19 protein-coding genes are annotated in these 21,628 nt (G+C 58.7%); 15 read left to right on the forward strand and 4 right to left on the reverse strand.

The features are described 5' to 3' along the window. Positions 1 to 10 precede the first annotated feature (10 nt). Positions 11 to 1,054 (forward strand): calcium/sodium antiporter, encoded by a 1,044-nt coding sequence (locus tag H8F21_RS13105; RefSeq protein WP_203476459.1) that lies wholly within the window; start codon positions 11 to 13, stop codon positions 1,052 to 1,054. Between the two features lie 10 nt (positions 1,055 to 1,064). After that, complete coding sequence (locus H8F21_RS13110) at positions 1,065 to 1,442, forward strand: carboxymuconolactone decarboxylase family protein (RefSeq protein ID WP_136477992.1); 378 nt, start codon at positions 1,065 to 1,067, stop codon at positions 1,440 to 1,442. A 24-nt stretch (positions 1,443 to 1,466) separates the two neighbouring features. Here the strand turns inward: H8F21_RS13110 and H8F21_RS13115 are convergent, their stop codons facing one another. From H8F21_RS13115 to H8F21_RS30005, 4 genes are all read right to left on the reverse strand, one after another. Further along, the gene (locus tag H8F21_RS13115) at positions 1,467 to 2,840 is read right to left on the reverse strand and encodes an amino acid permease (protein ID WP_203476386.1); all 1,374 of its coding nucleotides are present in this window, start codon (positions 2,838 to 2,840) and stop codon (positions 1,467 to 1,469) included. Between the two features lie 51 nt (positions 2,841 to 2,891). Further along, positions 2,892 to 3,833 (reverse strand): AEC family transporter, encoded by a 942-nt coding sequence (locus H8F21_RS13120; RefSeq protein ID WP_203476387.1) that lies wholly within the window; start codon positions 3,831 to 3,833, stop codon positions 2,892 to 2,894. A gap of 107 nt (positions 3,834 to 3,940) precedes the next feature. Continuing rightward, positions 3,941 to 4,501 (reverse strand): response regulator transcription factor, encoded by a 561-nt coding sequence (locus H8F21_RS13125; RefSeq protein WP_136477995.1) that lies wholly within the window; start codon positions 4,499 to 4,501, stop codon positions 3,941 to 3,943. Next, on the reverse strand, positions 4,501 to 4,890 hold the full coding sequence (locus tag H8F21_RS30005) for an ATP-binding protein (protein ID WP_413242971.1): 390 nt from the start codon (positions 4,888 to 4,890) through the stop codon (positions 4,501 to 4,503). Before H8F21_RS30005 ends, H8F21_RS13125 begins: the two co-directional genes overlap by 1 nt. Before the next feature lie 1,069 nt (positions 4,891 to 5,959). Here H8F21_RS30005 and H8F21_RS13135 point away from each other — a divergent pair. The 13 genes from H8F21_RS13135 (at position 5,960) to H8F21_RS13195 (ending at position 21,536) form a co-directional block, all read left to right on the forward strand. Continuing rightward, on the forward strand, positions 5,960 to 6,673 hold the full coding sequence (locus H8F21_RS13135; protein WP_203476391.1) for an SIMPL domain-containing protein: 714 nt from the start codon (positions 5,960 to 5,962) through the stop codon (positions 6,671 to 6,673). Positions 6,674 to 6,988: 315 nt separating this feature from the next. Next, complete coding sequence (locus H8F21_RS13140) at positions 6,989 to 8,614, forward strand: ABC transporter substrate-binding protein (protein ID WP_203476393.1); 1,626 nt, start codon at positions 6,989 to 6,991, stop codon at positions 8,612 to 8,614. Positions 8,615 to 8,865: 251 nt separating this feature from the next. Beyond that, on the forward strand, positions 8,866 to 10,458 hold the full coding sequence (locus H8F21_RS13145) for an ABC transporter substrate-binding protein (RefSeq protein ID WP_203476395.1): 1,593 nt from the start codon (positions 8,866 to 8,868) through the stop codon (positions 10,456 to 10,458). Between the two features lie 222 nt (positions 10,459 to 10,680). After that, positions 10,681 to 12,006 carry an OprD family porin gene (locus H8F21_RS13150; RefSeq protein WP_203476464.1) on the forward strand — a complete coding sequence of 442 codons (1,326 nt, stop codon included), beginning with the start codon at positions 10,681 to 10,683 and terminating at the stop codon, positions 12,004 to 12,006. A gap of 74 nt (positions 12,007 to 12,080) precedes the next feature. Then, complete coding sequence (locus H8F21_RS13155; RefSeq protein WP_203476396.1) at positions 12,081 to 13,676, forward strand: ABC transporter substrate-binding protein; 1,596 nt, start codon at positions 12,081 to 12,083, stop codon at positions 13,674 to 13,676. Between the two features lie 74 nt (positions 13,677 to 13,750). Continuing rightward, positions 13,751 to 14,761 (forward strand): ABC transporter permease subunit, encoded by a 1,011-nt coding sequence (locus tag H8F21_RS13160; RefSeq protein ID WP_136478001.1) that lies wholly within the window; start codon positions 13,751 to 13,753, stop codon positions 14,759 to 14,761. A 10-nt stretch (positions 14,762 to 14,771) separates the two neighbouring features. Then, on the forward strand, positions 14,772 to 15,701 hold the full coding sequence (locus H8F21_RS13165; protein WP_211201858.1) for an ABC transporter permease subunit: 930 nt from the start codon (positions 14,772 to 14,774) through the stop codon (positions 15,699 to 15,701). A 10-nt stretch (positions 15,702 to 15,711) separates the two neighbouring features. Then, positions 15,712 to 16,680: an ABC transporter ATP-binding protein gene (locus H8F21_RS13170; protein WP_203476398.1), complete on the forward strand. Its 969-nt coding sequence runs from the start codon at positions 15,712 to 15,714 to the stop codon at positions 16,678 to 16,680. After that, entirely contained in the window at positions 16,680 to 17,648 is a 969-nt protein-coding gene (locus H8F21_RS13175) for a peptide ABC transporter ATP-binding protein (RefSeq protein ID WP_203476400.1), read from the forward strand. Before H8F21_RS13170 ends, H8F21_RS13175 begins: the two co-directional genes overlap by 1 nt. Positions 17,649 to 17,747: 99 nt before the next feature. After that, a complete protein-coding gene (locus H8F21_RS13180) occupies positions 17,748 to 18,557 on the forward strand; it encodes an AraC family transcriptional regulator (RefSeq protein ID WP_203476468.1) in 810 nt (269 codons plus the stop codon). A gap of 63 nt (positions 18,558 to 18,620) precedes the next feature. Further along, positions 18,621 to 20,027 carry an NAD(P)/FAD-dependent oxidoreductase gene (locus H8F21_RS13185; RefSeq protein ID WP_203476403.1) on the forward strand — a complete coding sequence of 469 codons (1,407 nt, stop codon included), beginning with the start codon at positions 18,621 to 18,623 and terminating at the stop codon, positions 20,025 to 20,027. Positions 20,028 to 20,060: 33 nt separating this feature from the next. Further along, complete coding sequence (locus H8F21_RS13190; protein ID WP_203476405.1) at positions 20,061 to 20,402, forward strand: cupin domain-containing protein; 342 nt, start codon at positions 20,061 to 20,063, stop codon at positions 20,400 to 20,402. Positions 20,403 to 20,456: 54 nt separating this feature from the next. Continuing rightward, entirely contained in the window at positions 20,457 to 21,536 is a 1,080-nt protein-coding gene (locus H8F21_RS13195; protein WP_203476407.1) for a polyamine ABC transporter substrate-binding protein, read from the forward strand. Positions 21,537 to 21,628: the final 92 nt, after the last annotated feature.

The following is a 21,628-nucleotide window of genomic DNA, read 5'->3' on the forward strand; positions in this document are numbered from 1 at the left end:
CCTGCTGCAACTGGCGGTAGGCTTGCTGTTGCTCATCACCGGCGCCGAACTGCTGGTACGTTCGGCCCTGCGCCTTGCCGCCAGCCTGCAGGTTCGCCCACTGATCATCGGTTTGAGCCTGGTAGCCTTCGGCAGCAGCGCACCGCAGCTGACCGTCAGCCTGCAGGCAGCCTACACCGGCGCCCCAGACGTGGCGGTGGGTAGCGTAATCGGCAGCAATATTTTCAATATCCTGGTCATCCTCGGCCTCGCAGCCCTGATCATCCCACTGCGGGTCTCGCGCCAACTGGTGCGCCTGGATATCCCGCTGATGATCGGCGCCAGCCTGCTGGTCTATCTGCTGGCACTCAATGAATTGCTTGGCCGACTCGAAGGTATGCTGCTGTTGATGGCCTTGGTCGCCTATCTGGCGGTCCTCTGGCATCAGTCGCGTCACTATGCCCGCACCTTCCCTGCCCCCGGCCCACGCCCGCAGCAAGGCGGCGGTTTTTGGCTTACCAGCCTGTTGCTGATGCTTGCCGGGTTGGGCTTATTGAGTGTGGCCGGTCATTTGCTGCTGGAGGCCGCTGTTGAGGTTGCCAGCGACCTGGGGCTGTCTGAACGGGTAATCGGCCTGACAGTCGTTGCGGTTTGCACTTCCCTGCCGGAACTGGCCACCTCGCTGATTGCTGCACTGCGCGGCGAGCGGGAAATTGCCGTGGGCAACGTGATTGGCAGCAACTTGTTCAACCTGCTGGGGGTGCTCGGGCTGACCGCCCTGCTAGCACCTGAGCCGCTGTCGATCTCACCCAACGCCCTGGATTTCGACTTGCCGGTAATGCTTGGCGTCGCCGCCTTGAGCCTGCCGGTGTTCTACTCGGGCTATCGCGTGACCCGCGCCGAAGGTCTGGTGTTTCTTGGCTTGTACCTGGCTTATGGTTTGCACGTGGTGGCCTTCACCACCGGCATGCCATTGGCCACCCGCCTGGAAAAACTGATGCTGTTCTATGCGCTGCCAGCACTGGGCGCGCTCTTGCTGTATACCACCCTGCGCGCCTGGCGCCGCCAACACTAAGGAAAACAACATGGGCGACAACACCAAAACCGGCGAGCAGGTCCGCCGCCAAGTCATGGGCGACACCTTTGTCGACCGTGCACTGGGAAATGCCACAGCGTTCACTCAGCCGCTACAGGACTTCGTCAACGAACATGCCTGGGGCAGTGTTTGGAGCCGTGAAGGATTGCCATTGAAAACACGCAGCCTGATTACCCTCGCCGCGCTGACGGCACTCAAATGCCCACAGGAACTCAAGGGCCACGTGCGCGGCGCCTTGAACAATGGCTGCAGTGTCGAAGAGATTCGAGAAGCACTGTTGCATTGCGCAGTGTATGCCGGTGTGCCGGCGGCAATCGACGCGTTTCGCGCCGCCCAGGAAGTGATCGATAGCTACCAGAACAGCTGATCGATCACCCCCAGGCACGGGCCGTCAGTCGGCAGCGACGGCGGCCTTGTGGCCTTTTTTCTTCAACCAGAAAGCCACGCCCAGCACAGCCAGCCAGGCTGGAATCAGCAACACCGAAATACGGATGCCCGGGGTCAAGTACATGATGACCAGAATCAGGGCCAGGAAACCCAGGCACACATAGTTGGTCAGCGGATAGCCCCAGCTTTTGTAGAACGTCGTCTGGCCTGCAGCCTGCTTGGCGCGACGGAACTTCAAGTGGGTAATGCTGATAATGCCCCAGTTGATTACCAGCGATGACACCACCAACGCCATCAGTAAGCCAAAGGCTTCAGCCGGCATAAGGTAGTTGATTACCACACACAAGCCAGTCGCCAGCGCCGAAATCCCCAAGGCCGCCAACGGTACGCCCCTGGCATTGACCTTGAGCAGACGCTTGGGTGCATCACCCTGCACAGCCAGGCCGAAGAGCATGCGGCTGTTGCAGTACACACAACTGTTGTAAACCGAAAGCGCCGCGGTCAACACCACCATGTTGAGGATGGTGGCAACAACGTTGCTGTCCAAGGCATGAAAAATCATCACGAAGGGACTGCCGCCCTGCACTACTTTCTGCCACGGATACAGCGCCAACAGCACTGCCAGGGCACCAATGTAGAAAATCAGGATGCGATAGATAACCTGGTTAGTCGCGCGGGGAATGCTGTGCTTGGGATTGTCGGCTTCAGCGGCAGTGATGCCCACCAGCTCCAGGCCACCGAAGGAAAACATGATCACGGCCAGGGCCATCATCAGGCCGCCGACGCCATTGGGGAAAAAGCCGCCGTGCTGCCACAGGTTGGCAACGCTGGCGTCAGGCCCACCGGTACCACTGATCAGCAGGTAACCACCAAAGGCAATCATGCTGACGATGGCCACAACTTTGATCAGGGCGAACCAGAACTCCATCTCACCAAAGACTTTCACTTGGCTGAGATTGATCAGGTTGATTATCGCGAAGAAAATGGCTGCGGTGGCCCAGGTCGGAAAACCCGGCCACCAATACTGGATGTAGATACCCACGGCGGTGAGTTCGGCCATGCCTACCAGTACGTAGAGCACCCAGTAGTTCCAACCGGACATGAACCCGGCGAACTCGCTCCAGTAGCGATGGGCAAAGTGGCTGAAGGTGCCGGAAACCGGCTCTTCGACCACCATCTCACCCAACTGGCGCATGATGAAAAAGGCAATCACACCGGCAATGGCATAACCGAGCAATACCGAAGGGCCGGCCAGCTGGATTGTTTGCGCAATCCCAAGAAACAGGCCGGTGCCGATAGCGCCCCCCAGCGCAATCAACTGGATGTGGCGGTTTTTCAGCCCCCGGTGCAGCCGTTCTGGGGTGATCTCGTCTTGCATGAAGTGTCCTCGAAGGTAAGAGGCAGTATTGGAATTATTTTTTTACAGAATCTAGATCCAGCCGCCCCACTGCAAGAAAAAGATGCCGATATTGGTGCTAATCGCCGCCATCAGCGTAGTTATCACGATGATCGCCGCAGCCAGTTGATGGTTGCCATTGCTGGATCGGGCCATCACATAGCTTGCCGCTGCTGTGGGACTGCCGAAATAGAGGAATAAAATACCCAGTTCGGCGCCACGAAAACCACAGAGAAAGGCACCCACGGTGGCCAGTAATGGTAGCCAGACCATTTTCAACAGACTGACACTCACCGCCAACCCGCCACTTTGACGCAGGGACGTCAGCGACAAAGTGCCACCGATGCAAATCAGTGCCAGCGGCAAGGTCATTTGTGCAAGGTAATCGCTTGAGGTCAGCAGCCAGTTAGGCAGTGCAACCTGCCCATAAGCGAGCACAGCCGCGAGCAGCACACTGATGATCAGTGGATTGCGCAGAATGCTTTTGCAAATACTCCAGGGGTCGGACTTGGCGCTGGGGCTGTACACCGCAAGCACCACCACCGATAACGAGTTGTAGAGCAAGATAACCAGGCCAGCGAGAACAGCGCCGAGTGAAATGCCGTAGTCGCCATACATACTCCCCGCTAGCGCCAGGCCGATCACCCCGTTGTTGCCACGAAACGCGCCTTGGGTGTAGATCCCGCGGTCTTCCCGCGGGCAACGCCAGATTGCCATGCCCCAGGCCAGGCCAAAGCCGATCAGGGTAGCGGCGGCAAAATAGAGCAGTAATTGCGGCTGTACTGCCGTGCTCAGGTCGGCGTGATAAATCCCCAAGAACAATAGCGCCGGCATACATACGTTGAACACCAGTGCCGAAGCGGTGTGGATAAAGCCGTCGTTGATTGCATGGATACGTTTGAGCAGCACGCCCATGAACAGCATGGCAAACACGGGTGCCGTGATGTTCAGCGTCTGGAGGAAAAGGGCGAGCATGCGCAAGGATTCCGTTGACTGTCGTTAGGCGGCTAATGATACGCCAGCAACAAAGCCACGCAATCGCAGGGCAAGCCCACACTCATCGGGGCAGCCGATAACCAGTCTCAGCGCCGAACCGGACGCTTCTGCAGTTTGCGCTGCAAGGTACGTCGATGCATGCCCAGGGCACGTGCCGTGGCAGAGATATTGCCTTCGTGTTCGGTCAACACGCGCTGAATATGCTCCCACTGCAGACGGTCTACCGACATCGGGTTTTCCGGCACCAGGCTGTCAAGATCTGCGTGGGTGGACAACAAGGCCGCCAGTACATCGTCGGCATCAGCCGGTTTGCACAGGTAGTTGCAGGCGCCGCGCTTGATGGCTTCTACCGCCGTAGCGATGCTCGAGTAACCGGTGAGGATCACCACGCGCATTTCCGGGTCGAGCTCAAGCAGTTTGGGCAACAACACCAGGCCCGAGTCGCCATCCATCTTCAAGTCCAGGGCGGCGTAGTCCGGTACATCCTGCTGGGCCAGCAACAATCCCTCTTCAGCGGAACCCGCCGTGCTCACGCGAAAACCTCGGCGGCTCATGGCCCGCGCCATGACTCGAGTAAAGGTGGCGTCGTCGTCTACCAGCAACAAGTGCGGGAGCTCTTCGCCTTCAACCTGGATTTCATCACTCATCACACATCTCCTCGCGCGTCACGCGGCAGGCGTAGCTCGGTGAGCGTACCGCCCTCTTCATGACTATAGAGTTTTACCGAGCCGCCAGCACGGGTAACGCTGGCCTTGCTCAAGAACAGGCCTAGGCCGAAACCCTTGCCCTTGGTAGTAAAGAAGGGTTTTCCGATCGATTCGGCTATGGCCACCGGCACGCCCGGACCATGATCGCGGATGCTGATCAGTACATCTTGTGCGTCCCAGTCCAGGCGCACTTCAAGGTCGTCCGGACAGGCATCAGCTGCATTGTTCAACAGGTTCAGTAGCGCCTGGGTCAGGTCAGGCGGTGGCGCCAGTTGCGGTACGCTGCCCTGCCCCAGGCGCTGGAAACGGTAGCTGGCCTCGGGACGCATCAAGTGCCAACGGTTGAGTGCCTCATCCAGCCAGGCAGTAACATCTTGAAGCTCCACCGCCATGCGCCGGTTGGCTTCTGCAGCGCGCACCAGATTCTGCAGGGTTTCCTTGCACAACTTGACCTGATCCTGCAGCACCGCCAGGTCTTCCTGCAGCAACGGATCGTGATGGTCCTGGCGCATTTCCTTGATCAGTACGCTCATGGTCGCCAGCGGTGTACCCAGCTCATGGGCAGCACCGGCGGCCTGGGTGGCGACAGCCAGCAACTGTTCGTCGCGCAGCCCTTCTTCGCGCCGCTCTGCACGCAGCTGTTCCTGGCGACGTAGCTCTTCAGCCATCTTCGCCGCAAAAAATGTGATCACTGCAGCGGCCAGGGCAATACTCAACCACATGCCGTAGACCTGCATTTTCTCCCGCGCCATGGGGAAGGTCTCCAGCGGGTAGAACTGCACCAGCAACAAACTGTAGGCCGCCAGGGCGATGCCCGAGAGCACCAATGAATAGACCCAGGGCAAGGTCACCGCGGCAATAGCCAGAGGCACCAGGTAATAAGAAACGAATGGGTTGGTCGAGCCCCCGGAGTAATACAACAAGGCGCTGTGGATCAACAGGTCACAGGCGAGCTGGAAGGCGTATTCAAGTTCAGTGACAGGCAACGACAAACGCAGGCGCAAGGCCGTAAAGGCACACAGCAGGCTCGACAGGCCAAGGGTAATGACCAGCGACAACCAAGGCAGCGGCAGCAAGTCGGTCCAGTAGGCGACGCCCACCGAACCTGCCTGGGCAGCCAGTACCAGAATGCGGATGAAGGTCAGGCGCCAGAGGTTCTGGCGAGTTGCGGAAAGCATTTGTACGGGGGCGAGCATGAGCTCTCCTGATGAGTGCTCCAGGGCGAATCGTGGCGAGTATACCGAAGCTGCACCTTGGTCTGCAGGGATGCGGCAAAGCGCCACACTTTTTTACACAACAATGATGGCCTTTTTGAACCTCACTACACTGTTGCGAGTCTCATGGGCCTGCGTGGAATGGATTTCACAGCGTCCACGCCTCAATTTCAAGGAGTCATACATGCTTAATTCCCGTCGCAGCGCCGCCCTGGTGATGGCCTCCAGCCTGCTTGCCAGTCTTCCAGCATTGGCAGAAGAGCCACGCTACAACCAGATCTCGCTGCGTGCTGAGGTCAGCAAAGAAGTGGCACGCGACCTGATGATCGTGACCTTGTACAGCGAAGCGCAGAATACCGACCCGGGCAAGCTGGCAAAAGAGATCACTGAAACCATGAACAAGGCGGTGCAGCAGGCCCGCGACGTCAAGGAGATCAAAATCAGTCAGGGCAGTCGCAACAGCTACCCGATCTACGACAACAAAGGCCAGAAAATCACCGGCTGGCGTGAACGAGCCGAACTGCGTCTGGAAAGCGCCGACTTCCCGGCCTTGTCGAAGCTTACCGGGACCTTGCTGCAGGACCTGAAAATGGGCGGCATGGATTTCTCCATCGCCCCGGCCACACGCAAGACCAGCGAAGACGACTTGCTCAAGGATGCTGTCAACGCCTTCAAGGCCCGTGCGCAACTGGCCACCGAAGCCCTGGGTGGCAAGGGTTACAAAGTCGTCAACCTGAACCTTAATAGCAGCGGTTATCCGCATCCGTACGCTCGCAGTGCACCGATGATGATGAAAGCGGGCATGGCCGAAGACGCCGCACCAGCACCGGAAATCGAAGCGGGTACCAGCCAGGTCACCCTCAGTGCCGACGGTACCATTGAAATCCAGATGCCCTGAGCAGCGTTACCTTTTGTACTGCTCGCGGTAGCTGAGGCTGCCGCGAGCACCGTTACATGTAGCATTTAAACGCACCAACGTGGTGCTTTAAGTGCCCCCGCCAACATGTAACATCTTCGAAACATCGATAAATTTCGCCGCGCAAACGTTTAACTTCGTAGAAAAATTATACGTATGCGACATTCCTGTACGCTCGTTCCACTGTTTGTCATTACGTCTTAAATTCACTCTTGCATTAGGTACGGGCCCTGCATAAGTATCCAAAGGTCGGCTCACAAGGCCACCTCTATTAAAAATGACAACAATGAGGCCACCATGCTCAAACACGCGGTCATTCCGTTTCTAGTCGGCGCCGGCTTGCTTGCCAGCGCTCCATCCGCCCTAGCGGCGACTAACCTGGTGTTTTGCTCCGAAGGCAGTCCCGCTGGCTTCGACCCGGGGCAGTACACCACCGGAACAGACTTCGATGCGTCAGCCGAGACGGTCTTCAACCGGTTGAGCCAGTTCGAGCGCGGCGGCACGGCGGTAATTCCTGGCCTGGCAACCAGCTGGGACGTTTCCCCTGACGGCCTGACCTACACCTTCCAATTGCGTGAAGGGGTTAAATTCCATACCACCGACTTCTTCAAGCCAACCCGCGAATTCAACGCCGACGACGTCCTGTTCACCTTCAATCGAATGCTCGACAAGGACATGCCGTTTCGCAAGGCCTATCCAACTGAGTTCCCGTACTTCACCGACATGGGCATGGACAAAAACATCGCCAAGGTCGAGAAGGTGGACGATCACACGGTCAAGTTCACCCTCAATGGTGTCGACGCAGCGTTCATCCAGAACATGGCGATGAGCTTCGCCTCGATCCAGTCCGCCGAATACGCCGAGCAGTTGCTCAAGCAGGGCAAACCCGCTGACCTCAATCAGAAACCGATCGGCACCGGTCCGTTCGTGTTCAGCAAGTACCAGAAAGATGCGCAGATCCGCTTCAAGGGCAACAAGGACTACTGGAAGCCCGATGACGTGAAGATCGACAACCTGATCTTCGCCATCACCACCGACGCTTCGGTGCGGATGCAGAAGCTGAAGAAAAACGAATGCCAGGTCACGCTGTTCCCACGACCAGCCGACATCGAGCCACTCAAGGCTGACCCGAACCTGAAGATGCCCGACCAGGCCGGTTTCAACCTCGGCTACATCGCCTACAACGTGATGGACAAGATCAAGGGCAGCAACGAATCCAACCCCATGGCCCAGCTCAAGGTTCGCCAGGCCCTGGACATGGCGGTGAACAAACAGCAGATCATCGACTCGGTCTACCAAGGTGCCGGGCAACTGGCGGTCAACGCCATGCCGCCAACCCAATGGTCCTACGACACCACCATCAAGGATGTGCCGTACGATCCGGAAAAAGCCAAACAGCTGCTCAAGGAAGCCGGCGTCAAAGAAGGCACCGAGATCACCCTGTGGGCCATGCCGGTTCAACGCCCCTACAACCCCAACGCCAAATTGATGGCCGAAATGCTGCAGTCCGATTGGGGCAAGATCGGCATCAAGGCCAAGATCATCAGCTACGAGTGGGGCGAGTACATCAAGCGTTCCAAGGGCGGCGAAAACGGCGCGATGCTGATTGGCTGGAGCGGCGACAACGGCGACCCGGACAACTGGCTTGGCACCCTGTTCGGCTGCGACGCCATCAGCGGCAACAACTTCTCGAAGTGGTGCGACCCTGAATACGACAAGCTGATCAAAGAGGCCAAGGCCACTTCTGACCAGGCCAAGCGTACCGAGCTGTACAAGCAAGCTCAGCATCGCCTCAAAGACCAGGTCCCAATGACACCGATCGCTCACTCGACGGTGTATCAACCTATGCGCACCACCGTACAGGACTTCAAGATCAGCCCGTTCGGCTTGAACTCCTTCTATGGGGTCAGCGTCAGCAAGTAGCCGCCCACTTCTTCGGCCTTGCGACGCATCGGCGTCCAAGGCTGGAGCACGAGGCTTGGCAGGCAGACCGCCCGTGCAACGACAAGGGAAAGTCGTACCGCACTCTCGGAATCCTCCTACACATCTATCCGGAATTGTACCTCGCTGAAGTGCGCTGATGGCCTTACCGTCAAAGCTTCACTTCAGTCGGTGCTATCCGCATGGCTGTGCGCCTTGAACCGCTCAAAACTACAAGAGAGAAGGGATTGTCCATGCGCCATACCTCCATTTTTGCAGCTTTACTGGGCCTCGGCCTGCTCACCCAGGCCCCCCAGGGGCTGGCCAGGAATCTGGTGTTCTGCTCCGAAGGCAGCCCAGGCGGTTTCGACACTGCCCAATACACCAGCGCCACCGACAACGACGCCGCCGAGCCGATCTATAACCGCCTGGTAGAGTTCGAACGCGGAGCTACCGCAGTAAAGCCGGCGCTGGCAAAAAGCTGGGAGGTTTCGCCAGACGGCCTGACCTACACCTTCCACCTGCGCGAAGGGGTCAAGTTTCACAGCAACAAGGAATTCACGCCGACGCGCGAGCTCGACGCCGACGACGTGCTGTTCACGTTCAAGCGCATGCTCGACCGCGAACACCCTTTTCGCAAGGCCTACCCTACCGAGTTTCCCTATTTCACCAGCATGAGCCTGGACAAGAACATTGCCCGGATCGAGAAGATCGATGCAATGACAGTTACCTTCACCCTCAACAGCGTCGATGCCGCCTTCGTGCAAAACCTGGCAATGAGCTTTGCTTCAATCCTTTCCGCCGAATACGCCCACCAACTTATGACCTCCGGCCGACCCAGCGATATCAACCAAAAACCCATCGGCACCGGACCGTTCGTGTTTCAGCGCTATCAGAAGGACTCGCAGATCCGCTACCGCGGCAACAAGGATTACTGGGACCCAAGCCAGGTCAAGATCGAGCAACTGATCTTCTCGATCAACGTCGACCCCTCAGTACGTATCCAGAAACTGCGCAAGAACGAGTGTCAAGTGACCCTCAACCCACGCCCTGCCGACCTCGACAGCCTCAAGCGTGATCCGAACCTGCAGGTCATCGAAAAGCCCGGGTTCAACCTCGGCTACATCGCCTACAACGTTCAACACAAACCGTTCGACCAACTCCAAGTGCGCCAGGCGATGGATATGGCGGTGAACAAGTCAGCCATCGTCAAGGCGGTGTACCAGCATGCTGGACAACTGGCGGTCGGCAGCATGCCGCCCACACAATGGTCCTATGACGACACCATCAAGGATGCAGGCTACAACCCGGACAAGGCCCGCGAGCTGCTCAAGGCTGCAGGCGTCAAAGAAGGCAGCGAAATCACCCTGTGGGCAATGCCTGTGCAACGCCCCTACAACCCCAACGCCAAGCTGATGGCTGAAATGCTCCAGGCTGACTGGAGCAAAATTGGCTTCAAAGTGAAGATTGTCAGCTACGAGTGGGGGGAATATCTCAAGCGCACCAAGGATGGTGAACACGATGTAACGCTGATCGGCTGGACCGGTGACAACGGCGACCCAGACAACTGGCTGGGCACGCTCTACAGCTGTGATGCGATTGGCAGCAACAACTATTCAATGTGGTGTGACCCGCAGTATGACGCTCTGGTCAAGCAAGCCAAGACCGTTACCGACCGCGAGCAACGCACCACTCTCTACAAACAGGCGCAACAACGGCTGCGACAGCAATTGCCTATCACGCCGATTGCGCACTCGACGGTCAACCAGCCGCTCAGTGCCAAGGTCGTGGATTTCAAGGTAAGTCCGTTCGGACGTAACAGCTTCTCAGGCGTCAGCACCGAATAAAAACCGGGATCGTCCAAGGGGGTGAACACCATCCCCACGGGCGATCGTTGCCCGAATAAGACCGTTTGTGCTCAAGCAAACGTTTGCAAGGCTTGCTGCAACCGGCAAGACGCCCAGCTCACGAGGCCAGGCGGCAACTAAAAAAAGAAAAGAAAAGGGAGCTTCAACTTGAGACGAACCCAAACAGCAGTATTAGCCCTGTCCCTTGGTGGCTTGTCAGCCATGGTCCAGGCCGAACCCGCGAGCCAGGACTATGTTCCGCTCAGCGCCAAAACCACCAGTGCCCAAGAACAAGCCACCGGTTTCATCGAGGGACAGAGCCTGTCCGGTTCGACCCGTAACTGGTATGCCCGCGAACGTGCCACCCGCGCACCGCTTTGGAAGTATTACAAGAGCGATGGCACTCGCCACGATACCCACAGCCGCGACAACTGGCTGCAAGGCACCATTCTCAATTACAGCTCCGGCTTCACCCAAGGCACCGTCGGCTTCGCCACAGAAGTCGCCGCCTATAACGCCGTGGCCCTGGAGCAAGGCCGTGCCGCCGTCGCCGGACCGAACAATCGCACCCTTACCCATAGTGACGGTGATGTCATCGGCCAATGGAGCAAGATGGGCCTGGCCAACGTCAAGGCGCGGGTCTCCAACACTACCCTGACCGCCGGCCGCCACTCGGTGGATACACCGGTGATTGCGTACATCGGCAACCGCGCCCTGCCCTCAAGTTTCCAGGGGGTGAGCATTCATAGCGAAGAGTTCAACAACCTGTCGTTCGACGCAGGCTCCTTTGATCGCGTATCGCCACGCACGGAGCAGAGCTTGAGCAAATTCCGCTCCGAGTACGCGGCCATTGGTGTAGAAACCGATCGCATCAGCATGGCCGGCATCACCTACCAGCCGCTGCAAAGCCTGAGGACCAGCCTGTATGCTTCAAAGGTCGAGGACTTCTGGAACCAGTACTACTTCAGTGCCAACCATGAGTTGGGCGACAGTTCGGTAGTGAGCCTGAACACCGGGTTGAACTACTACAAGACCAAGGACGAGGGGCGCAGCAAACTGGGTGAAATCGACAACGACACCTACAGCCTGTCGCTGGGGCTCACGCATCAGGCGCACAACCTGACGTTCTCCTACCAGCAGGTCAACGGTAACGAGTACTTCGACTACCTGCACGAAACCAACGCCATCTTCCTGGCCAACTCCCTGCTTTCGGATTTCAACGGTCCGAACGAAAAGTCGATGCAGATAGCCTATGTACTGAACATGGCCCAGTACGGCGTACCTGGGTTGAAATTCAACCTGTACAACGCACGCGGCTGGGGCATCGATGGCACTCACTACAAGGGCACTGGCTATGACGTGCGCAACCAGGACGGCGAAAACCATTATGAGTGGGGTATCGGTACCAGCTATGCCGTGCAGAGCGGTGCGCTCAGGGACACCACTGTCCGCGCTACCTACACCGCCCACCGGGCGAGCAAGGCCCAGGCTGACGGCAGCCTTGATGAGCTGCGCATCGTGACCACCATTCCGTTCAACATTCTGTAGCTGCGGCGGCCACGACCGGTTCGCTGAATCGGTCGTGGCGACTACGCTGGCTTAATTGATAGCAGGGAGAGTTCATGAAATCGCTACCGCTACAGGCTGCCCTGACAGCCCTCCTGTTGAGCGCCGCTGCAAGCCTGTCGGCCAAGCCGTTGGTGGTCTGTACCGAAGCCAGCCCGGAAGGCTTCGATATCGTCCAGTACACCACCGCGGTGACTGCCGACGCCTCGGCTGAAACCATTTTCAATCGCCTGGTCGACTTCAAACCCGGCACCACTGAAATCCAGCCGGCCCTGGCCGAGCGCTGGGAGATCAGTGCCGACGGCATGACCTATACCTTTCACCTGCGCGAAGGTGTGAAGTTCCACACCACTGCCTACTTCACACCGACTCGCCCACTGAATGCCGACGATGTGCTGTGGAGCTTCCGTCGCCAGCTGGACCCCAACCATCCGTGGCACAACAAGACCAGCATCGGTTTTCCCTATTTTGAAAGCATGGGGTTCAAGGCCCTGATCAAGAGCGTGGAGAAAACCGACGATCACACCGTAGTCTTTACGCTTAATCGCCCAGAAGCGCCGTTCTTGCCTGACCTGGCCATGGCCTTCACCTCGATCTACTCGGCGGAGTACGGCGACCAGTTGCTCAAGGCCGGGCAAACAGCAGCGCTCAACAGCAAACCCATTGGCACCGGCCCGTTCATCTTCCAGCGCTACAACAAGGACGCCCAGGTTCGCTACAAGGCCAATCCAGACTACTTTCGCGGCAAGCCACCCGCCGATGCCCTGATCTTCGCCATCGCCACCGACAACAACGTGCGCCTGCAGAAGCTCAAAGCGAATGAATGCCAGGTGGCGCTCTACCCCAAGCCTGATGACATCGACAGCATCAAGGCAGACCCCACACTCAAGGTTGCCGAAATGGAGGCGTTGACCACCGGCTACATTTCGCTCAATACCGAGCACAAGTACTTGAGTGACGTGCGCGTGCGCAAAGCGATCAACATCGCCTTTGATCGCCAGACCCATGTCGACCAGTTGTTCGGCAAAGGCAACGCACTGGTGGCTATCAACCCCTATCCGCCAACGCTGATGGGCTACAACACCAGTAACCGCAACCCACCCCGCGACCTCGACAAGGCCCGCGGCCTGCTCAAGCAAGCCGGTGTACCGCCAGGCACAGTGCTGACGCTGTTCACCCGCAATGGTGGCGGCCCGACCAACCCCAACCCGCGCCTGAGCGCAGAAATGTTCCAGGCCGACCTTGCCAGGATCGGTTTGAAAGTCGATATCCGCATCATGGAGTGGGCCGAGATGCTGCGCCGGGCGAAGAAGGGTGAAGCCGATATGGTTTCCACCGGCTGGGCAGGCGACAACGGCGATCCGGACAACTTTCTCACGCCCCTGCTCAGTTGCGATGCCGTCAAAAGCGGGGAGAACTATGCGCGCTGGTGCAATCAGACATTCCAGGCATTGATCGACAAGGCACGTACAGTGTCCGACACAGATGAGCGCGCAGCGCTCTATGTAAAGGCCCTGGCGGTGTACGATGAAGACCAACCGTGGATCAGCATGGCGCATCCGAAGATGTTCACTGCCATGCGAAACAATGTGGAGGGGTACCACATCAACCCCCTCACCAATAACAACTTCGCCACCACCCAGGTGAAGTAGAACAAGAACGACCGCCAGCGCCCTACCCGGGCACTGGCGGGAATGCCTGACCGGCTGATGAGGTACACCATAAGATGTTTAGTTTTATTGCCCGGCGCCTGGGACTTTTGATCCCGACTTTTTTCGGCATTACCTTGCTTACCTTCGCACTCATACGCCTGATACCCGGTGACCCGGTGGAGGTGATGATGGGTGAACGCCGGGTTGACCCAGAAATGCATGCCCAGGCCATGGAGCGCCTGGGCCTGAACAAGCCACTGCCAGAGCAGTATCTGGATTACGTCAGCAAACTTGCCCAAGGCGACCTGGGTGAATCGCTGCGTACACGTGAAAGCGTGTGGACCGAGTTTCTCGCCCTGTTTCCGGCGACCCTGGAACTGTCCCTGGCCGCCTTGCTGTTCGCCGGCGTGATAGGCCTGCTGGCGGGGGTAATCGCCGCACTGAAGCGCGGTTCGCTGTTCGATCACGGGGTAATGGGCATTTCCCTGGCAGGGTATTCGATGCCGATCTTCTGGTGGGGGCTTATTCTGATCATGTTCTTCTCCGTAAGCCTTGGCTGGACCCCGGTTTCCGGGCGCATCGACCTGCTCTACGACATCGAGCCGAAAACCGGCTTCATGCTCATCGACACCCTGCTCAGCGATGAGGAAGGCGCGTTCAAGGACGCCGTTATGCACCTGATTCTGCCGGCCATTGTGCTCGGTACCATTCCGTTGGCAGTGATCGCGCGGATGACTCGCTCCTCAATGCTTGAAGTGCTGCGCGAAGATTACATTCGCACAGCCCGGGCCAAGGGCCTGTCGCCTGCTCGGGTGGTATTTGTCCACGGCCTGCGCAATGCGCTGATTCCAGTGCTTACCGTGTTCGGCCTGCAGGTCGGCACCTTGCTCGCAGGTGCGGTACTGACCGAAACCATCTTTTCCTGGCCGGGCATCGGCAAATGGCTGATCGAGGCCATCGGCGCCCGAGACTACCCCGTGGTACAGAACGGCATCCTGTTGATTGCCTGCCTGGTGATTCTGGTCAACTTCGTCGTGGATATTCTCTACGGCCTGGCCAACCCACGCATCCGTCATCAGCGCTGAGGGCCACGTCATGACAACCCCAATAGCCAAATCCAACACCGCCCCGGTCACCGCTGTCGATACCAGCCTGCTCTACCCTTCGCCCTACAAAGAGTTCTGGCAGGCGTTTTCGCGCAACAAGGGCGCGGTCGCCGGGCTGATGTTCATGAGCCTTATCGTGTTCTGTGCCTTGTTCGCCCCCTGGGTGGCGCCCCACGACCCCAGCGAGCAGTACCGCGACTTCCTGCTGACGCCGCCGGTTTGGCTTGAAGGCGGCAACTGGCAATTTATCTTCGGCACCGACGAACTGGGCCGCGATCTGCTTTCGCGCCTCATCCAGGGCTCACGCCTGTCGCTGCTGATCGGCCTGTCTTCGGTGCTGATCTCGCTGATCCCCGGTGTGTTTCTCGGCCTGTTGGCGGGCTTTTTTCCGCGTATTCTCGGCCCCTCGATCATGCGCCTGATGGACGTGATGCTGGCCCTGCCGTCGCTGTTGCTGGCCGTGGCGATTGTCGCCATCCTCGGCCCTGGCCTGATCAACACCGTCATTGCCATTGCTATCGTTTCATTGCCCTCCTACGTGCGACTTACCCGGGCAGCGGTAATGGTTGAACTGAACCGTGACTACGTCACCGCTGCGCGCCTGGCAGGCGCTGGCCTGCCGCGCCTGATGTTTATCACCGTGCTGCCCAACTGCATGGCGCCGCTGATCGTCCAGGCCACCTTGAGTTTTTCCTCGGCGATTCTCGATGCCGCAGCCCTGGGCTTCCTTGGCCTTGGTGTGCAACCTCCGACCCCTGAGTGGGGCACCATGCTGGCCTCGGCCCGTGACTACATAGAACGTGCCTGGTGGGTGGTAAGCCTGCCTGGGCTGACCATTTTGCTCAGCGTGCTGGCAATCAACCTGATGGGTGACGGACTGCGCGATGCGCTCGATCCGAAACTCAAGAATGCCGCCTGAGGAGAACGCCATGTCACTTCTGCAAATCAAGAATTTGAATGTGCGCTTTGGCGATGCCAACGCTGTGCCGGTTGTCGATGGTCTGGACCTTACCGTCAGCGAAGGCGAAGTCCTGGCAATTGTCGGCGAGTCGGGATCGGGCAAATCAGTCACCATGATGGCGCTGATGGGGCTGATCGACGCACCTGGGCGCATCACCGCCGATGCCCTGAGCTTTGACGGCGTCAACATGCTCACCCTCAGCGGTCGGCAACGACGCAAAGTGGTGGGCAAGGATATGGCAATGGTCTTCCAGGACCCAATGACTGCCCTCAATCCCAGCTACACCGTGGGATTCCAGATTGAGGAGGTCCTGCGCCAGCACCTTGGCCTGCGCGGCAAGGCCGCGCGCCAACGCGCGCTTGAGCTGCTCAAGAAAGTCGAAATTCCAGCGGCCGAAAGCCGCCTCAATGCCTACCCTCATCAACTGTCTGGAGGTATGAGTCAGCGCGTGGCCATCGCCATGGCGATCGCTGGCGAACCCAAGCTACTGATCGCCGATGAGCCGACCACCGCTCTGGACGTCACCATTCAGGCGCAGATCATGGAGCTGCTGCTCAACCTGCAGCAAGAGCAAAACATGGCCCTGATCCTGATCACCCACGACCTGGCTGTCGTTGCCGAGACAGCCAAACGCGTCTGCGTGATGTATGCCGGTCAAGCCGTGGAAGTCGGCCAGGTGCCGGCGCTGTTCGAGGTTCCTGCACACCCCTACAGCGAAGCTCTGCTGGCGGCCATTCCAGAACATAGTGAAGGCGCCGAGCGCCTGGCGACCCTGCCCGGAATCGTTCCCGGCCGTTACGACCGCCCTGAAGGCTGCCTGCTTTCACCGCGTTGCCCATACGTTCAGGAAAACTGCCGCCGACAACGCCCGACGCTCGATCCCCAGGCCCATAGCCAGGTGCGTTGTTTTTACCCGTTGAACCAGGAGGTGGCGTGATGACTGTCGTCCTTACCGCCCGTGAACTAACCCGTCACTACGAGGTTTCCCGCGGCCTGTTCAAAGGCCATGCCCTGGTGCGCGCACTCAATGGGGTCTCGTTTGAGCTTGAAGCTGGCAAGACCCTGGCCGTGGTCGGTGAGTCCGGCTGCGGCAAATCAACCCTGGCACGCGCCCTGACGCTGATCGAAGAACCCTCTTCCGGCTCGTTGAAAATTGCCGGTCAGGAAGTGGCCGGCGCCAACAAGGCCGAACGCAAGCAACTGCGCAAAGACGTGCAGATGGTGTTCCAGAGCCCTTACGCTTCACTCAACCCGCGTCAGAAAATCGGAGACCAACTGGCCGAACCGCTGCTGATCAATACCACGCTGTCAAAGAGCGAACGGCGGGAAAAAGTCCAGGCCATGATGCAACAGGTTGGCCTGCGCCCCGAACACTACCAGCGCTACCCGCACATGTTTTCCGGTGGTCAGCGCCAGCGTATTGCCCTGGCCCGGGCGATGATGCTGCAACCCAAGGTACTGGTGGCCGACGAACCCACCTCGGCCCTCGATGTGTCGATTCAGGCCCAGGTGTTGAACTTGTTCATGGACCTGCAGAAAGAGTTCAACACCGCCTACGTATTCATCTCGCATAACCTGGCAGTGGTGCGCCATGTGGCTGACCAGGTACTGGTGATGTACCTGGGGCGTCCGGCGGAAATGGGCCCCAAGGACGATATCTACAACAAGCCCCTGCACCCCTACACCCAGGCCCTGTTGTCGGCCACACCGACCATTCACCCGGACCCGCTCAAGCCGAAGATAAAAATCGTCGGTGAACTGCCCAATCCTCTTGACCCGCCATCTGGCTGCGCTTTCCACAAGCGTTGCCCGTATGCCACCGAGCGCTGTTCCTCCGAAGAGCCAGCGTTCCGGCAGGTGGCGACTCGGCAGGTGGCGTGTCATTACGCCGAGCAGTTCCTCTAGGGCCCTTCACAGGTCAAGCACGCACCCACAGGCCGGATTCGACTCTGGCCTGCGGGAGCGGGCTTGACCCGCGATCAAGCACTCCATCACTATTCCCACATGATCCCTGACCCTATCCCCGACGGCCCGAAACAGACCCCGGAAACCGCCGCTACCGTGCTGCGTTATCATCTGTGCTGGAAGCATCGCGACCTCGACGGGGTGATGGCCTTGTTTCACCCCCACATCCAGTACAACGACTACTTTCAGAACCGTGTACTGCATCTTGCCGAACTGCGTGAATATGTCCGCGCCAGCATGCCTCGTGAAGTGGATGAAGACATCGTGCACAGCGACCGCATCCGCGTCGACGGCTGTACCGCCTTCATCCAGTACCAGGTCACCCTGCAAGGCGGCGAAGGGTTGGTGGCCTTCCAGTCCAGCGAAGCGATTACGGTACGTGACGGTCTGGTCTGGCGGGTCAACGAATACGCGTCTCTGGTGCGCGAACCCAACCCGGAATCGGCCCAGAGCGATGTGCGCCCGACCATCAGCCGCCTCGGCCTGTCGCCACGGCAGCTGAGTTCCATGGCACAAGACCTGGAGCAGTATTTCCAGCGCCAGCAACCCTACCTCGACCCAGAGCTGGACCTGCAACGCGTATCCCAGGAAAGCGGCTACAGCCGCAACCAGATTTCCTATCTGCTCAACCAGGTGTTGGGCCAGAGCTTCTACCGCTACGTCAACCATGCGCGCCTACAACACCTGCTCAATGGCCTGGCGCAAGCGACCTCCAGCGCGAAAATCGATGACTTGGCCTTTGCCGCCGGGTTCAATTCGCTATCGGCGTTCTACAAGTGTTTCCGCCAGCATACGGGCCTCTCGCCAAAAGCCTGGGTGAAGCAAAATTCTCTGCGTGCACGCAGCTAAGACAACACCCCCCGCCTGCTTCTAGGATCACCACAGACCGTAACGGATGTGGAGCCGAACAGAATGCAGCCATGGCGCAAAATCAGCCTTTGGATGGACCAGTTGGACGAGACGCTGACCACCCGCCCAGCCCTGCACAAGGACCTGGACGTGGACGTCTGCATCATCGGCGCCGGCTATACCGGGCTGTGGACCGCCTACTACCTCAAGCAACAAGCCCCGAACCTGAACATCGCCATTGTCGAGGCCAGTATTGCCGGGTTCGGAGCCTCCGGGCGCAACGGTGGCTGGCTGATGGGCAACCTGCTCGGCGAAGATCGCTTGCTGGCTGCCAGCTCCCCCGAACAGCGACGGGCATCCTTCGACTTGCTGCATGGCATACCCGATGAAGTGCAGCGTGTTCTGGAACTAGAGGACATCGACTGCGACTACCGCAAAGGTGGCGTACTGTACTGTGCCGCACGTTATCCGGAGCAGGAAGCCACGCTGCGTGACTACCTGAAAAAGCTCTACAAGCAGGGTCTGACCGAAGACGATTACCGTTGGATGAGCGCGGAAGAACTGGCGACCCAGTTGCGCATCAGCAAGCCTTACGGCGCTATCTTCAACCCGAATGTGGCAACGATCCAGCCGGCCAAGCTGGTTCGCGGCCTGGCCCGTGCCGTCGAACGCCTGGGTGTTCACCTTTACGAGAACAGTCCGGTCATCGACTGGCAACCCGGCGAAGTGCGCACTGCTCAAGCCCGGATCAAATGCCAGTGGGTGGTGCCGGCAGTTGAAGGCTACTCGGTCAACCTGCCGCCGCTTGGTCGATACCAGATGCCGGTGCAAAGCCTGCTGGTGGCAACAGAACCGCTGCCTGAACAGGTCTGGCAAAAAATCGGCCTCAACGGCGGTCAGGCCTTCAGTGAAAACAGTCGCCAGGTTACCTACGGCCAGCGCAGTGCCGATAATCGCCTGGTGTTCGGCGCCCGTGGTGGTTACCGCTTTGCTGGGCGCCTGCGGGAAGATTTCGACCTCACCAGCAGCGAGATTGAACTGCGTCGCTACCTGTTTGGTGAGCTGTTTCCACAGCTCAAAGACGTCGCCATCACTCATTCCTGGGGCGGTAACCTGGGCATGGCCCGACGCTTCCAGCCGCACATGCTCTGTGACCGCAAGCAGCACGTCGCCCTCGCTGGAGGCTACGGTGGCGAAGGCGTCGGTGCCACCAACCTGGCAGGGCGGACCTTGACCGATCTGATTCTTGAGCGCCCGAGCGTGCTTACCCAGCAGCCGTGGGCGCATCCAGACAGAACCTTGTCCAGCCTCGCCGCCTGGGAGCCAGAACCGTGCCGCTGGCTGGGCTACAACGCCATCATCAAAAGTTTTGTCCATGAAGACCAGACCCTCGCCAACCCGGACAGCGCCCCTTGGCGTCGTCGCTTGGCCAGTGGTGTCGCGGACTTCATGGAAGGTTTCATGCGCTGACCTTTTCGTTCCCCCAGTACAGGATCTACCGGTATGAGCATTACCCAGTTCAAGAACACCGACACTGCAGTCCTGCAAGAATCCAATCCGGTTGCCGTGCCACTTGGCGAGCCGGTTTCAATTGCCTCGGTGACGTCTGTCGAGCGCAGCGACGGTGTTGAAACCGGCATCTGGGAATGCACCCCGGGCCGCTGGCGGCGCCAGATTGTGCAGCAAGAGTTCTGTCACTTCATCAAGGGCCGCTGCACCTTTACCCCGGATGGCGGTGAACCACTGACCATCGAGGCCGGTGATGCAGTCATGCTGCCAGCCAATAGCACCGGAATCTGGGATATCCAGGAAACCGTGCGCAAAACCTATGTATTGATTTTCTGATCGTTTGATCGCCTGCCTCCTTCGATAAAAACAGACAAAGCAAGGAATCCAGACATGCGCCCATTGCTCATCGCACCGCTGTTGTTGGCCACCGCCGCTGCCCAGGCAGCCGACTCGGTAAAAATCTACAACTGGTCCAGCTACATTGCCCCCGATACGCTGAAGAACTTCCAGCAAGCCAGCGGTATTGTGCCGACCTACGATGTGTTCGACAGCAACGAAACCCTCGATGGCAAGTTGATGACTGGCAATTCCGGCTACGACGTCGTGTTTCCGTCCAACCACTTTATGGCCCGGCAGATCCAGGGCAAGGCCCTGAAGAAGCTCGACAAGAGCCAACTGCCCAACTGGCAGAACCTCAACCCTGTGCTGCTCAAGGCCCTGGAGGTCAACGACCCGGGCAACCAGTACGGTTTCCCCTACCTGTGGGGCAGTACCGGCATTGGCTACAACATCGACAAGGTCAAGGCGGTTCTGGGCGACAACGCCCCGGTGGACTCCTGGGACCTGATCTTCAAGCCCGAGTACATCAGCAAGCTGAAAAGTTGCGGCGTAGCGGTGCTGGACAACGGCCCCGAGCTGCTACCAATTGCCCTCAACTATCTGGGCTTGCCGCATCACAGCCAGGACCCCAAAGATTACGAAAAGGCCAAGGAATTGCTGATGAAGGCACGCCCTTACATCAACTACTTCCACTCGTCGAAATACACCGGCGACCTGGCCAATGGCGACATCTGCGTCGTAGTGGGTTTCTCGGGTGACGTGCTGCAGGCCAAGAACCGTGCAGAGGAAGCGAAGAATGGTGTGAAGGTGGGCTATTCGATTCCCAAGGAAGGCGCACCGATGTGGTTCGACATGGTTGCCATGCCGGTCGACGCACCCAACGAAAAAGCCGGCTATGCGTACATGAACTATCTGCTGCAACCCGAGGTAATGGCCAACATCAGCGAGCACGTGCAATACGCCAACGGCAACCTCAAGGCGGACGCCCTGGTCGACCCGGCCATGAAGGCCAACACCATGATCTACCCGAGCGAAGAAATGCTCGGCAAGCTGTTCGCCCTGGAAGCCATGCCGGCCAAAATCGACCGCATCCGCACACGAATCTGGACCAGCATCAAAGCGGGAAACTGAAGGCCTTCGGCCAGCTTTAAGCTGCAAGCTGCAAGAAAAAGCAGGCGGATGTCCGGCCTGCTGCCCTCTTGCAGCGTGTAGCTTGAAGCCTG

The organism is Pseudomonas arcuscaelestis (genome assembly GCF_016881005.1).
Taxonomy (GTDB): Bacteria; Pseudomonadota; Gammaproteobacteria; order Pseudomonadales; family Pseudomonadaceae; genus Aquipseudomonas; species Aquipseudomonas arcuscaelestis.

Excerpts from the sequence above, each read along its gene's own strand:
- H8F21_RS13110 (WP_136477992.1), top strand. The coding sequence starts at position 1,065 with ATGGGCGACAACACCAAAACCGGCGAGCAGGTCCGCCGCCAAGTCATG.
- H8F21_RS13115 (WP_203476386.1), bottom strand. The coding sequence starts at position 2,840 with ATGCAAGACGAGATCACCCCAGAACGGCTGCACCGGGGGCTGAAAAAC.
- H8F21_RS13120 (WP_203476387.1), bottom strand. The coding sequence starts at position 3,833 with ATGCTCGCCCTTTTCCTCCAGACGCTGAACATCACGGCACCCGTGTTT.
- H8F21_RS13125 (WP_136477995.1), bottom strand. The coding sequence starts at position 4,501 with ATGAGTGATGAAATCCAGGTTGAAGGCGAAGAGCTCCCGCACTTGTTG.
- H8F21_RS30005 (WP_413242971.1), bottom strand. The coding sequence starts at position 4,890 with ATGCGTCCCGAGGCCAGCTACCGTTTCCAGCGCCTGGGGCAGGGCAGC.
- H8F21_RS13135 (WP_203476391.1), top strand. The coding sequence starts at position 5,960 with ATGCTTAATTCCCGTCGCAGCGCCGCCCTGGTGATGGCCTCCAGCCTG.
- H8F21_RS13140 (WP_203476393.1), top strand. The coding sequence starts at position 6,989 with ATGCTCAAACACGCGGTCATTCCGTTTCTAGTCGGCGCCGGCTTGCTT.
- H8F21_RS13145 (WP_203476395.1), top strand. The coding sequence starts at position 8,866 with ATGCGCCATACCTCCATTTTTGCAGCTTTACTGGGCCTCGGCCTGCTC.
- H8F21_RS13150 (WP_203476464.1), top strand. The coding sequence starts at position 10,681 with ATGGTCCAGGCCGAACCCGCGAGCCAGGACTATGTTCCGCTCAGCGCC.
- H8F21_RS13155 (WP_203476396.1), top strand. The coding sequence starts at position 12,081 with ATGAAATCGCTACCGCTACAGGCTGCCCTGACAGCCCTCCTGTTGAGC.
- H8F21_RS13160 (WP_136478001.1), top strand. The coding sequence starts at position 13,751 with ATGTTTAGTTTTATTGCCCGGCGCCTGGGACTTTTGATCCCGACTTTT.
- H8F21_RS13165 (WP_211201858.1), top strand. The coding sequence starts at position 14,772 with ATGACAACCCCAATAGCCAAATCCAACACCGCCCCGGTCACCGCTGTC.
- H8F21_RS13170 (WP_203476398.1), top strand. The coding sequence starts at position 15,712 with ATGTCACTTCTGCAAATCAAGAATTTGAATGTGCGCTTTGGCGATGCC.
- H8F21_RS13175 (WP_203476400.1), top strand. The coding sequence starts at position 16,680 with ATGACTGTCGTCCTTACCGCCCGTGAACTAACCCGTCACTACGAGGTT.
- H8F21_RS13180 (WP_203476468.1), top strand. The coding sequence starts at position 17,748 with ATGATCCCTGACCCTATCCCCGACGGCCCGAAACAGACCCCGGAAACC.
- H8F21_RS13185 (WP_203476403.1), top strand. The coding sequence starts at position 18,621 with ATGCAGCCATGGCGCAAAATCAGCCTTTGGATGGACCAGTTGGACGAG.
- H8F21_RS13190 (WP_203476405.1), top strand. The coding sequence starts at position 20,061 with ATGAGCATTACCCAGTTCAAGAACACCGACACTGCAGTCCTGCAAGAA.
- H8F21_RS13195 (WP_203476407.1), top strand. The coding sequence starts at position 20,457 with ATGCGCCCATTGCTCATCGCACCGCTGTTGTTGGCCACCGCCGCTGCC.